Consider the following 11,683-nt stretch of genomic DNA (forward strand, 5'->3'; position numbering starts at 1 on the left):
AGGGTGAGTTTTTGTTTTGCAACTCAAAGATAATTTGAGATACAAAATTCAACCCTCTTTTTTTGAACTTTTTTTAAACGTTTAGGACGCTATTGATTAAAGATCGCTTTTTTATAGAAATAAAAACTTCAAATTCTATTGATGGAAATATTGCATTGATAAAAGATTTAGCGCTTCGTCAAAATAATTTTAGTGAATCTTTAGAGCAAAAAGGATTGTTTGTATTTGATTACGAAGAAAAAAATGTTTTATATAAATATAATTTAAGAACAAGAGATCATACAGAAAGTGTAATAATATATTGTGAAAATAATTCAATTTGGATTAACTCTTATAGTCGTCGTTATTTAGGATTATTTAGACGTTATAATTACAAACAATGGATAAAATTATTGCAACTTAAAACGCAATAAAAAAGCAACCAATTGGTTGCTTTTTTATTATAATCTATCTTCGATTTCTTTTCCAATTTCGTCAATAAAATTGCTTTCTTCTTTTGGATTTACTCCCCATTGATTAGTTCCTGGTTGGCCATCGGTAGCAAACCAAACCAACAATATAATAGGCCCTACTAATGGAATTAATCCAATCAAATAAAACCACCCACTTTTGCCTACATCATGTAAACGACGTACAGTAACGGCTAAAGAAGGAATAAAGACAGCTAAGCTATAAATCATTAATAAGGCATAAGCTAAGTAGAATAAAAAGCCTGGCGAATCTGAATCTTTATTTATTCCAATTGAGAATATCATAGGAATATAAAGTACCATTGTGATTATAAAATTGCATAAAACAAAATACCAATATTCGCTACGGCGAGCTCTTCCCGTAAAGTTTGCATAGTTTTCTTGCACTACTTTTTTATACCAATCAATCATAATTTAGTTTTTTTAAAACTATTCATAATAAATCATTCTAAAAAATTAATTATCAATTAGTTTTGGCTTTTTCTTAAACATTTCGGGGTTATAATTTGTGATAAAAACGCCGCAAATAATTAGAACCGCAGCAATAATAAATTTTGCAGAAATTTCTTCGTCTAAAATTAACCAACCTAAAATTATAGCAATAATTGTATTGAAATAAGAAAGGATAGAAACTTGTATTGGTGAGATTTTGGTTAACGCATAATGAAATGAGAAGAAGGTTATCACTGATCCAAAAACGGCTAAATATAACATTGCTGCAATACTTTTTGAACTCCAATTTCCGAAGTTGTAATTTTCACTAAACATAAATGCAAAACAAATTTGTACAATACCAGCAAACATAAATTGATAGAATAAATTAAGTGAAATATTTTTTGATTGAATGTTCATCTTTTTCGTAAATATTGTACCCGAAGCCCAACCAGTTATCGCACAAAAAAGTAAAATAATTCCAGTTCTATAAATCGGATTAGCTAATTCGTGTAAACCATCCCAAAAAATAAATAGGATGCCACAAAAACACATTATAATACCGATTAATCCTCTAAAACTAAACTTTTGTAAGCCAATTGCAACACTTCCTATAAACACAAGTATTGGCGAAGTCGCGCTTATTAAAGAAGCTAAACTACTCGATAAATTTTCTTCTGCAACAGTGGTTAATCCATTCGCAATAATCAACATTAGAACAGAGAAAATAAGTTGGTAAGAAAGATTTTTCCAACCAATCCATTTCAATTCTTTTTTGTAGAGTAGAATAATCAGCATAATTATTCCTGCCAAAAATTGGCGAATTCCTGCAACAAACCACCCCGGAATTGTTTCTACTGCAACTCGAATTCCTAAAAATGTTGTTCCCCAAACAACGGCAACAATGGTTACGGCAATCAAAAGTTTAATGTCTTTCAAAGTTAAAAAGATGATAATTTTAATGCAATATAGTGTTTTAAAATATGAGAAAATAATCTAAATATTTATGTTAATTTTGTTCAAATCAAATTAATAAAAATGGGTTGGGTTACAAATAGAAGTAAATCGTGGGAGCTAAAAAATATGTGGGGAGTTTTTTTAACATTCCTTTTTTCTATATTGGTTTTTTCTGGTTTACAAAGTGCTTTTATAATCGCAATGGGATTTAGTGTAAAGAAACGTAGTTGGATAATATTTGCGATAATTAATTACATTATTACAATGTTGTACTTTTTTTTATTTTTATTATTATTTAAAAATATTAACACTTTTGTTCAAGCAGCTTGGTTTGTATTTCCTTTTATTAATTGCTTGTTTGCCGCTTTTATTTCAAAAGAATACCTCCAAAGATTAGATTTACAATTATTAGGTAAAACATTAGAATGGGGAAAAACATATCCTTATGATAAAGATATTCCAGAATCAATAGAAATTAAACAGCTTTCTGAAGCCGAAGAATTTAGTATTGTTTTGTTAAAATGGCAAGATAAAATTGATGAGTTGTCGATTAAAAAAGATATCGATAAAATGTTAACTTTAATAAAAGTTATTGGAGAAAAAGATAATACGGAAAGCGCTAAATTTTTTGCGCGTCATACTAATGTTGTTGAAAAAATGTTAAGACAATATGATGAGCTTGAAAATACAAATTTAGATAATGAGATTATAAAAAAATCAAAAGATAAACTAACAGAATCCATTCATTTAGCAACAAAAGGATTTGAAAATGAATTGACTCTTTTATTTAAATCAGAAATACTAGATGTTGATGCTGAAACTGAAGCGTATTTGCAAAATCTAAAAAATAAAAATATAATTTAAAAAAATGGGTTGGTTTACAAACAATTCTAAATCGTGGGAATTAAAAAATTCGTGGATGTTTTTCTTATCCATTCTGTTGGTATTTCCCTATCCAATTCCTTTTTATCCGATTGCTTTGCTGATTATTGGCTGGAAAGCAAAAAAAATAAATTGGATTTTACTAGGAGTGCTCGGACTAATAATTGGAACATATGCATTTTACTTACATATATATAAATATAATAGTTTTGCACATATATTTCTGGTAGTTTTTGCTCCAATAATAGGTAATATTATTCTTATGCTTTTTATAGATAGTTATTTAAAAAGGCTAGATTTAAGTCGAATTGTTTCTTTAGAATGGGGAAAAGAATATCCGTATTATAAATTAATGGATAAAGCTTTAGCGCTAGAGAAAGAGGCAGAAAATATAGATTTTAGAGCAGAGCTTTTATTGTGGAAAGAAAAGATTGATGAAGTATCAATAAAAAAGAATATTAATGAAATAATAGTATTAATTAAGCAAATTGAAGATAAAGATAAAAGTGTTTCAAAAATTATTTTGGTAAGACATAGAAGTACAATTAATGCAGTGTTAAAACAATATGATGATTTAGAAAATTCTAAATTAGAGAATGCAACAGTTAAATCATCCAAAGAAAAACTAATAAATACGCTTTCTATTTCACTTTTAGCTTTTGAAAACGAATTGACAAATCTTTTTAAAACTGAAATTCTTGAGGTGAATGCAGAAACAGATGCATATATTCAAACGCTTAGAAATAAAGATATTATTTAGAGAATAATAATAAACAAACTTATAAATACTATAAAATGGACTTAGGACAAGAATATAAACCTGTAACAATAGCGGAAGCAGATGAACCAGAAGTTATTTTGACGGAAGAAGACAAACAAAAATTAGAACTTTATAAACAAAAAATAGATTTTAATTCGACACAAAATATTATTCAATATGGTTTATCAAGTCAAAACCAAATTAGTGCTTTTTCTGACCAAATTCTAAGACAAGTTCGCGCAAAAGATTTGGGATTTGCAAAGGATATTTTGCTTGATTTGAGAAATAATATAAACTCATTTGATGAATCTTTACATAAAAAAAGTTTTTTCTCTTTCTTAGAGACGATTAAAAAACGAGTATTAAGATTTAAATCAGAATACGAAAGTATTGAAAAAAATATAACTGCAATTGAAATAAAGTTAGAAAAACATTACCAAATTCTTTTAAAAGATATTAATATTTTTGATAAACTTTTTCAGCAAAATCAATTGTATTTTAAAGATTTATCACTTTATATTATTGCTGGAACTGAGAAATTGAAAGAGATGAAAGAGGAGGTTCTTCCAAAAATGAAAGAAGAGGTTTCTACCTCAACAGATCAAAATAAAATACAACAGTATAAAGATTTAGAGCAACAAGTTAATCGCTTCGAAAAAAAGCTTCATGATTTGAAATTAACGCGTATGATAACTTTACAAACTGCGCCTCAAATCCGAATGATCCAAAATAATAGTTCAGTATTAATGGAGAAAATTCAATCGAGTATTGTAAATACATTGCCTCTTTGGAAAAATCACATGGTACTTACTTTAGGAATTGCCCACACACAAGACGCTTTAGATGCGCAGAAAGCTGTAACAGATGCAACAAACGAATTACTTCAACGTAATAGTGAAATGTTGAAAGAATCTACGATAAAAATTGCAACAGAAAGTGAAAGAGGTATTGTGGATATTGAGACAATTCAAAAAGCAAATTCAGATATTATTACAACAATTAATGAAGTTCTCCGCATTCAAGAAGATGGACGAAATAAACGCTTAACTGTAGAGGAGGAATTAAAAAAATCTGAAGAAGAGTTAAGAAGTCATTTATTAAATGGTGAGAATCAAAAATATATTGCTTAAAATATAAAAATAAAAAAAGCGACTTGAAACTCAAGTCGCTTTCTCATTTATTATTTATAAACTGTTATTTTACAAAATCTTCTGCTTGTTTCAAAGCAGCATCCAAACCGTTTACATCTTTACCACCAGCAGTTGCCAAGAAAGCTTGACCACCACCGCCACCATTGATGTGTTTCGCGATTTCTTTTACAATATTACCAGCATTTAAACCTTTTTTGTCAACTAAATTTTTAGCGATAGAAATAGTGATAGATGGTTTTACAGCATCATTAGTACCAACTACGATAAATGCATTTTCGATTTCTTTTGTCAAATCTATTGCATTTTGTTTGGCAGCACCAACATCTAAATTTGTTTTAATTGCTAAGAAATTAATTCCATTGATTTCTTTAATTGCAGCTTTCCAAGTTGCTTTTTCAGCAGAGGCTTGTTGTGCAACAAAAGATTCAACTTGTTTTTTCAAAGCAGCATTTTCATCTAATAAATGTTGAACAGCTTTCACAGCATCATTTTTAGTTTTTAATGCAGCTAAAACATCATTATAATTTTTATCCGCTTCTTTGTAAGATTCGATTGCTTTATTAGATGTAATTGCTTCGATACGACGAATACCAGCGGCAGTAGAAGATTCAGATAAAATTCTGAATAAACGAATGTCTGCTGTATTTTTTACGTGCGTACCTCCACATAATTCGATTGAAGAACCAAAACGAATTACACGAACTTTATCACCATATTTTTCTCCAAATAAAGCCATTGCACCATCAGCTAAAGCTTCAGAAATTTCGCAATCTCTTTTTTCGATTAATGGTAAAGCTTCAGCAATTTTATCATTTACTTTTTGCTCTACAAGTGCAATTTCTGCTTCAGTCATTTTTGCGAAATGAGAAAAGTCAAAACGTAAATAATCATCACCAACATAAGAACCTTTTTGCTCTACATGCGTTCCTAAAACCTCGCGTAAAGCTTCGTGCATTAAGTGTGTTGCAGTATGATTTTTAGTTATTTCGTTGCGTTTTTCTGTATTTACTTTTGCAGAAAAAGTAGCATTTACATTTTCTGGTAAAGTTTCTACGAAATGAATAACTAAATTATTTTCTTTCTTTGTATCAACAATTTCTATAGTTTCGTTTAATGTCGAAATAGTTCCTACATCACCAACTTGTCCACCAGATTCTGCATAGAAAGGTGTTTGGTTGAATACTAATTGAAAAAATTCTCCTTTATTATTTTTTACTTTACGGTAACGTGTAATTTTTACATCAGCAGTTTTCGTATCGTAAGCAATAGAAGTTTCGTTTCCGGCAGCATCTAAAATAACCCAATCATCCGTAACTAAAGCTGTTGCTTTCTTAGAACGTTCTTTTTGTTTCGCCATTTCAGCTTCAAATCCAGCTTCATCAATCGTGAAACCATGATCTTCTGCAACAATACGAGATAAATCTGCAGGGAAACCAAATGTGTCATATAATTCGAAAACCACATCTCCAGGAACAACTTTAGAATCTCCTAATTGTTGAATGATTTGATTTAATCGATTTAATCCTTGTTCGATTGTTCTTAAAAAAGAAGCTTCTTCTTCGCGAATTACGCCCGTAACTATTGTTTCTTGTTTTACTAATTCTGGGAAAAAGTCGCCCATTTCAGCTTTCAAGATTGGGTATAATTTGTAAATAAAAGGTTCGTTTAAATCTAAGAAACGGTATCCGTAAGAAATTGCACGACGTAAAATACGACGAATTACATAACCAGCACCTGTGTTAGATGGTAATTGACCGTCAGCAATTGCAAATGCAACTGCACGTAAATGGTCAACAATTACACGAATTGCGATATCTGTTTTTTCTGCTGCTCCGTATTTTACACCAGAAATTTCTTCTAATTTTAGGATTGTTGGTTGAAAAACATCTGTATCATAATTTGATGATTTTCCTTGTAAAACCATTGCTAAACGCTCAAATCCCATTCCTGTATCAATATGACGAGCAGGTAAAGATTCTAAAGAACCGTCAGCTTTACGTTGGTATTGCATAAAAACCAAGTTCCAAATTTCGATAACTTGTGGATGATCCATATTAACCAAGGCTTTACCGTCTACAGCTAAACGATCGGCTTCTGGGCGAATATCAACGTGAATTTCAGAACATGGTCCACAAGGTCCAATATCTCCCATTTCCCAGAAATTATCCTTTTTATTACCGTACAAAATACGATCCTCAGCAATATGTTGTTTCCAAAGTTCTAGCGCTTCTTCGTCCAAAGTAGTTCCATCACCTTTATCACCTTCAAAAACGGTTACATAAATTTGATCTTTCGAAATTCCATATTTTTCTGTTAACAATTCCCATGCCCACGCAATTGCTTCTTTTTTGAAGTAATCCCCGAAAGACCAGTTTCCTAACATTTCAAACATTGTGTGGTGGTAAGTATCCTTTCCTACATCATCTAAATCATTATGCTTACCAGAAACACGAAGACATTTTTGCGTATCAGCAATACGATTATTCTTTGGTGTTCCGTTACCTAAAAAGAATTCTTTGAACTGAGCCATTCCAGAATTGTTGAACATTAAAGTCGGATCGTCTTTTAGGACAATAGGCGCAGAATCAACAATTAAATGCCCTTTCGTTTCAAAAAAATGAAGAAATTCTTTTCTTATATCTTTGGAATTCATCTAATTAATATATTTTTATAATTTGATTAACACGTTTGCTGACACAATATTCGTTACTTTGCAAACGTTTTACAAAGATAATAAAAGGTTGGTTAAGTAATGGAAAATAAAAACTATAAGTATAATTCTGCAAAATTTTTTTTAAGTTGGATGAAGAAAAGAATCCAAAAAACTCCTAAAACAGCATTATACGTACTACTTTTTTTATGCCTTGCGACAATTTCTGGCGGAATGATTGGATATCATTTTAACGATTCAGAATATGCAATGCGAGCAGGTAAATTCAAGAATAATGAAGGAAAATTACTTGCAGAGCTCGAAAAAATGGAGAGCGAAAATCAAGAATTACATAAAAAATTTAAAGAAGTAGAAGCTGCTTTGACAGAAATCGAAGAAAAAGATCGCAATATTTATCGTACAATTTATGATATGCGTGTTAGCGAAAACATAGATTCTGTAAACAAAGAAATTGATAATTATACAGCAGAAGATGTTGAAAAATTAATTGAAAAGATTGAAATTGAATCAAAATCATTGGACGAAGTTTTTCGTTCTGCTGGTGTTAAAGATGCAAATTTATCATCAATGCCCGTTCTAAAACCTGTGGCAGATAAATATGTTAGTCGTTTAGCATCTGGTTATGGTTCTCGTTTTCACCCGATTCTTAAAGTAAATAAAATGCACAAAGGTTTAGATTTTGCTGCAAGTACGGGAACACCAATTTATGCAACGGGAGATGGGGCTGTAAAAGTGTCTGAATTTAATTCTGGTTACGGAAATATGGTTGTTTTGAAACACGGAAATGGTTACGAAAGTTTGTATGCACATATGTCACGAGCAAAAGTACGTAGTGGTCAAAAAGTGAAACGTGGCGATGTAATTGGCTATGTTGGGACAACTGGTTTGTCTACTGGTGCGCATTTACATTATGAAATTCACAAGAATGGAGAACCTGTAGATCCGATCATGTATTTTTACAATGATGTAGATCCAGACGATTTCATTAAAATCTATCAAAATTCTAAAAAATTGTCATTATCTTTGGATTAAACGCTGATAATGAACGAAGACCTGCCTGATAAACTCTATTATTCTATTGGCGAAGTAGCCAAAGCTTTTGATGTAAACGCATCGTTGATTCGTTTTTGGGAAAAAGAATTTGAAATTATTCAACCCAAAAAGAACAAAAAAGGAAATAGACTATTTACCAAAAATGATATTGAATGTTTTAAAAACATTTATTATTTGGTAAAAGTAAAAGGATATACGTTAGATGGCGCCAAACAAGCAATTGGTAAAAAAGGACAAACTGTAACAACAGAAGAAATAGATGTTGTGCAAAAATTAGAAGACATAAAAGAAGAATTAATAAAACTGAAAATGAGTTTTGATGATTCGGATGTAATATTAAAAAAAGATGAACTGAATTAAGTTCATCTTTTTTTGGTTTGATTAAACAGCCAGTTCTTTTTTTATTTAAAATGAAGCGTAACAAAAATTACAAAATAGAAGATATTATTTATAAATAAAACATGCTGACTATATTCTAGAAACATAAAAACTCTCCAATTGGAGGGTTCTATTTGTTATAAGAAAATAAATATTTTTAACGGGCCACGGCTTTGCGATGGTGGGAAAATCTTTACCAGAATTTCGCTATAATTACGAACTAAACATAATCGAGTTAATTTGCTAAAATATATATAAAAAAAAAGCAATTTTGCGTTGGAAAAAACATAGGCTGGAAAGTTTACTTTCAGACCGTTTTTTTTTTGAGAAATGCTATGTTGTACGACGTTCTTTATTTAGTTTTTTAAGTATTCGTATAAAGTTTTATTTGTTACATTAAGGTTTTGGTTACAAAATCTATTTAATAACATAATGTGAATTATCGGAATTATCAATAGGAAAATTAATATTATATAAGTTTTAGTTTCTTTAAATTCTATATTTTTATGTATTAAGAAAATAATAGAAATACCAATCATTGTTATCGTTGCAAAAATTGACATCATAATCATTAACGCAATTCCTGTAGAATCATGAGTTCCAGGCGCAATATACCAATCCAATGTTCTACTAATTAAATAGAAAACTAAAATTGTCCAAAGAATATTTTCATATTGTATTTTGTTATTCTTGCCATTTAACCAAATCAAAACTGGTAAAATAATAGTAGTTCCTAACATAAAGCCAAACGGAGGTAGTGTTAAACTCAATAGTTGAGTCATAATCAAGGTACAAAAACTATATATAAGGAATTTTTTCAATTTTATTTATTTTTTTGCAGAATCTAATAAGAATGTTGTACAACGTTTCTGGGCTTGGCGTCAGTGGCGGAAATTGAAGCAAAAAGTGTCAATTTAGCGACACAGTAAGCAAAAGCCAATTAATTGATTAAATTTAAGAAAAAAGTCAATATAATTGGCTTTTTGCGGAATAGAAAGCCGAAACTTTGTTTTATGACTTAACCCGCCATTGCGCCAAGCCCATGTTATGTGATGTTTTTATATACTAGTTTTTGTTAATTTATATTCTTTTTCAAAAGGTTCTAAGTTCATCTGATAGATTGGGATTTCTTTTTGCTCAGAAATTTTTAAAAGTTTATATCTATCTTCATTTGAAATTTTTGAACCTAATAATATTTCTTTGGGTTTTATGTCAGTAATAAAATTAACGTTTGGTTTCTCGTCATTGTAGTTTAGGTTTGTTTGACTAATTATTCGCCATTCTTTCTCATATGCCCAATTTGTTGATTTGAATAGTAAAATTTTATAATAAAATAATTTATCAAAAAAAGGCTTATTTAATTTAAGACCCATACTTCTAAAGTAATTATCTATAAAATGGAACTCAACATAATAAGTTGCATCAAATCTTTCGTCAGAATATCGTACAGGAAATAATTTTTTATCAGCGAATTCAGTTGCAATAACTCCTGGAATTTTTGTTTTAATTGAATATCTTGACTTAAAATCGTAATTTAATACAAATCCTCTATGATTATCCGCGTAATGGGACCACATTAATATTGACTCAAAATCTTCTGATAAACAAGCTACTAAAGATGATTGCCTCATTGATTTTAGAGACTCATCAATTAGTTGATCAACAAATTTTGTGTAAATTTTTTCTGCTGCTGTTTTAAAGATTTCTTTTTCGGTTGAACTTTTAAAGGGCTCTAAATTAGCATATTTTTCGACAAAGTCTTTTCCAAGTAATTGAGTTTGTTCTTCTTTGAATTGGGCATCGTTTTGTAATTTTTCAACAATATCATCTTCCTGATTTTTAGTTAAGTCAGAAATGATTTTATCTCTATTAATATACAACAACGAGTCATAAGGGTCATTAAATAAAGTAGGTTTTGTCAGAAGAAACTTATCTTCTAGTAAAGTTTGAAAATTACGTTCATTACAAGTACGATAACGATAAAGATTATCTGGAGTTATATCCAAACAGTATTTGAAAATTTTGCTAACAATCTTGGATTCTTCTTTTGATTCCAAATCATCTGGAATTTCTGTTTCAAGTAAAAAGTTGATTAAATGCTCCTTCGTTCTCATAAAATATCACATAACATAATTATACACGCAATGTAATAATAATTGTATAAGTGAGAAAATAAATATTTTAGCTGTTAATCAGTGTTTTATGTTTGTTTTTGATGGAGTATTACATGTTGTTTTAAATATCACTACATGCATATTATACTTATTTAAAACAGAGTAAAAATTTTACTAAACATAATCATTATTATGAAACTTTAAAATAAATGAAATTCACTTACTTTGTTCCATCTTCATCTTGAGAACATTCAATTTTATTTCCCAATTTTTCAATAAGTAAATTTTGAATTAAGTTCATCTTTTTTAGTTTTTGATAACTTTAGTTTTTGCTAAAATATCGCCTAATCTTTGATTGGTTTCAGAGTTTTTGATTAAAATTATTCCAATAATACCAAAACAACACATGTCGATTGGGTCAACCAAATGCCTTAAAAAAGATTCTTTAATGGTAATATTTTTTTCAGTATTAATGTTTACGGGTTTTAATCCAACAATTAAATTTCCTAAAGTTGAACTTAAAATTGTTTCGAATCCACAAAAATAAATTAACCAAAAAATTATAATAGGAAGTGTTTTTAAACCACTTACCGAATAAGCGCCTTCTTCATTTATTTCTCCAAAATATTTTAAGTATAAAAATGTTAAAAAGATGATAATAGTGTAGTCAATAAAACCAGCAATTATTCTTCTGCCAATATATTTAGGGTTATTCATTTATTGTATTTTGCTTTAAAGATAATGTTGTTTATGAAAATTATTATCTTAACTTTTATTAAAGAAAAATCTTCTACTAAGATTTCGTAAATTTACAG

At 29.3% G+C, this 11,683-nt stretch carries 12 protein-coding genes; 6 read left to right on the top strand and 6 right to left on the bottom strand.

Annotated elements, in window-relative coordinates; translation table 11 throughout:
• The first annotated feature begins 92 nt into the window (after positions 1–92).
• Positions 93–413, top strand: coding sequence for a hypothetical protein (locus BM072_RS05355; RefSeq protein ID WP_092907319.1), 321 nt, complete (start codon positions 93–95; stop codon positions 411–413).
• 27 nt (positions 414–440) lie between these two features.
• Here BM072_RS05355 and BM072_RS05360 read toward each other — a convergent pair whose 3' ends face one another.
• Together BM072_RS05360 and BM072_RS05365 are read right to left on the bottom strand one after the other, a co-directional pair.
• The gene (locus BM072_RS05360) at positions 441–881 is read right to left on the bottom strand and encodes a DUF805 domain-containing protein (protein WP_177190261.1); all 441 of its coding nucleotides are present in this window, start codon (positions 879–881) and stop codon (positions 441–443) included.
• 45 nt (positions 882–926) lie between these two features.
• On the bottom strand, positions 927–1,841 hold the full coding sequence (locus BM072_RS05365; RefSeq protein WP_092907320.1) for a DMT family transporter: 915 nt from the start codon (positions 1,839–1,841) through the stop codon (positions 927–929).
• Between the two features lie 99 nt (positions 1,842–1,940).
• Here BM072_RS05365 and BM072_RS05370 point away from each other — a divergent pair, with 99 nt between their 5' ends.
• Genes BM072_RS05370 through BM072_RS05380 form a run of 3 tightly spaced genes read left to right on the top strand, consistent with a single transcriptional unit; the run spans position 1,941 to position 4,631 of the window.
• The gene (locus BM072_RS05370) at positions 1,941–2,723 is read left to right on the top strand and encodes a hypothetical protein (protein ID WP_092907322.1); all 783 of its coding nucleotides are present in this window, start codon (positions 1,941–1,943) and stop codon (positions 2,721–2,723) included.
• A gap of 4 nt (positions 2,724–2,727) precedes the next feature.
• Complete coding sequence (locus BM072_RS05375; RefSeq protein ID WP_092907324.1) at positions 2,728–3,501, top strand: hypothetical protein; 774 nt, start codon at positions 2,728–2,730, stop codon at positions 3,499–3,501.
• 35 nt (positions 3,502–3,536) lie between these two features.
• Positions 3,537–4,631: a toxic anion resistance protein gene (locus BM072_RS05380; RefSeq protein ID WP_092907326.1), complete on the top strand. Its 1,095-nt coding sequence runs from the start codon at positions 3,537–3,539 to the stop codon at positions 4,629–4,631.
• Positions 4,632–4,695: 64 nt separating this feature from the next.
• On the opposite strand, the gene alaS is transcribed toward BM072_RS05380, so the two are convergent.
• A complete protein-coding gene (gene alaS, locus BM072_RS05385) occupies positions 4,696–7,305 on the bottom strand; it encodes an alanine--tRNA ligase (protein ID WP_092907328.1) in 2,610 nt (869 codons plus the stop codon).
• Positions 7,306–7,455: 150 nt separating this feature from the next.
• On the opposite strand from alaS, the gene BM072_RS05390 reads away from it, so the two are divergent.
• Entirely contained in the window at positions 7,456–8,355 is a 900-nt protein-coding gene (locus tag BM072_RS05390) for a M23 family metallopeptidase (protein ID WP_177190262.1), read from the top strand.
• 9 nt (positions 8,356–8,364) lie between these two features.
• Positions 8,365–8,736: a MerR family transcriptional regulator gene (locus BM072_RS05395; RefSeq protein WP_092907332.1), complete on the top strand. Its 372-nt coding sequence runs from the start codon at positions 8,365–8,367 to the stop codon at positions 8,734–8,736.
• A gap of 374 nt (positions 8,737–9,110) precedes the next feature.
• Here the strand turns inward: BM072_RS05395 and BM072_RS05400 are convergent, their stop codons facing one another.
• The 3 genes from BM072_RS05400 to BM072_RS05410 form a co-directional block, all read right to left on the bottom strand.
• Entirely contained in the window at positions 9,111–9,536 is a 426-nt protein-coding gene (locus BM072_RS05400) for a hypothetical protein (protein WP_125113363.1), read from the bottom strand.
• 276 nt (positions 9,537–9,812) lie between these two features.
• Positions 9,813–10,868 carry a DUF2971 domain-containing protein gene (locus tag BM072_RS05405; protein WP_092907336.1) on the bottom strand — a complete coding sequence of 352 codons (1,056 nt, stop codon included), beginning with the start codon at positions 10,866–10,868 and terminating at the stop codon, positions 9,813–9,815.
• 306 nt (positions 10,869–11,174) lie between these two features.
• Complete coding sequence (locus tag BM072_RS05410) at positions 11,175–11,585, bottom strand: RDD family protein (protein ID WP_092907338.1); 411 nt, start codon at positions 11,583–11,585, stop codon at positions 11,175–11,177.
• Between the last annotated feature and the right edge of the window lie 98 nt (positions 11,586–11,683).

The sequence above is a fragment of the Algoriella xinjiangensis genome (assembly GCF_900115015.1).
Classification (GTDB): domain Bacteria; phylum Bacteroidota; class Bacteroidia; order Flavobacteriales; family Weeksellaceae; genus Empedobacter; species Empedobacter xinjiangensis.

Excerpts from the sequence above, each read along its gene's own strand:
- BM072_RS05380 (WP_092907326.1), top strand. The coding sequence starts at position 3,537 with ATGGACTTAGGACAAGAATATAAACCTGTAACAATAGCGGAAGCAGAT.
- BM072_RS05360 (WP_177190261.1), bottom strand. The coding sequence starts at position 881 with ATGATTGATTGGTATAAAAAAGTAGTGCAAGAAAACTATGCAAACTTT.
- BM072_RS05405 (WP_092907336.1), bottom strand. The coding sequence starts at position 10,868 with ATGAGAACGAAGGAGCATTTAATCAACTTTTTACTTGAAACAGAAATT.
- BM072_RS05375 (WP_092907324.1), top strand. The coding sequence starts at position 2,728 with ATGGGTTGGTTTACAAACAATTCTAAATCGTGGGAATTAAAAAATTCG.
- BM072_RS05390 (WP_177190262.1), top strand. The coding sequence starts at position 7,456 with ATGAAGAAAAGAATCCAAAAAACTCCTAAAACAGCATTATACGTACTA.
- BM072_RS05395 (WP_092907332.1), top strand. The coding sequence starts at position 8,365 with ATGAACGAAGACCTGCCTGATAAACTCTATTATTCTATTGGCGAAGTA.
- BM072_RS05400 (WP_125113363.1), bottom strand. The coding sequence starts at position 9,536 with ATGACTCAACTATTGAGTTTAACACTACCTCCGTTTGGCTTTATGTTA.
- BM072_RS05370 (WP_092907322.1), top strand. The coding sequence starts at position 1,941 with ATGGGTTGGGTTACAAATAGAAGTAAATCGTGGGAGCTAAAAAATATG.
- alaS (WP_092907328.1), bottom strand. The coding sequence starts at position 7,305 with ATGAATTCCAAAGATATAAGAAAAGAATTTCTTCATTTTTTTGAAACG.
- BM072_RS05410 (WP_092907338.1), bottom strand. The coding sequence starts at position 11,585 with ATGAATAACCCTAAATATATTGGCAGAAGAATAATTGCTGGTTTTATT.